The sequence below is a fragment of the Nguyenibacter vanlangensis genome, assembly GCF_013376155.1.
GTDB lineage: Bacteria > Pseudomonadota > Alphaproteobacteria > Acetobacterales > Acetobacteraceae > Gluconacetobacter > Gluconacetobacter vanlangensis.
This window is the reverse complement of sequence record NZ_JABXXP010001301.1, coordinates 1-503: the sequence shown is the minus strand read 5'-3', so window position 1 is coordinate 503 and position 503 is coordinate 1. Positions and strand designations below refer to the sequence as shown.

1 pseudogene is annotated in these 503 nt (G+C 73.2%); it reads right to left on the bottom strand.

Going from position 1 to position 503, the window contains the following annotated elements:
• A pseudogene (locus HUK84_RS22730) lies at window positions 1-503 on the bottom strand (transglutaminase-like domain-containing protein); the annotation flags it as partial.

Below are 503 nucleotides of genomic sequence, written 5' to 3'. Positions count from 1 at the left end.
AGCGCCGCGACGGGATCGGTCAGCCTGATCAGCCCCTCGCCGGGGCGCAGATAGAGTTCGGGATCCGGCAATGCGGCGTCGGCGGCGCGCGGCCGGAAGCGGATCCGCGCGCCGATGTCGATTTCGGCCGCGTCCGATGGCGGCACCTGGACCTCGAGCCGGCCGTCACGCAGGGAATGGGTGGCGCCGTCGGGCACCAGCGGGTCGAGTGCCAGGATCTCGCACCGGTCCTGCAGCGGCAGGGACAGTCTGAGCCGCCGGGTCCGACCGGTCGGCGGCGCGTGGCGCAGGTTGAAGGTACGGCGCAGGGTGACGGTGATGTCGGGCCCGGGTTCCTCGACAAGCGCGCCGACCAGCCGGCGGCTGGTGGCGACGTAGTGATCGTCCCAGAACGGGTCGTGCCCGTGCCAGCCGGCCGATTTCAGGTGGTGCACGACCTCGACCGGATCGAACAGGCGGCGGCCCGCGTCGTCGCGGCGCACGCCCAGCCCGGATGCCGCCCA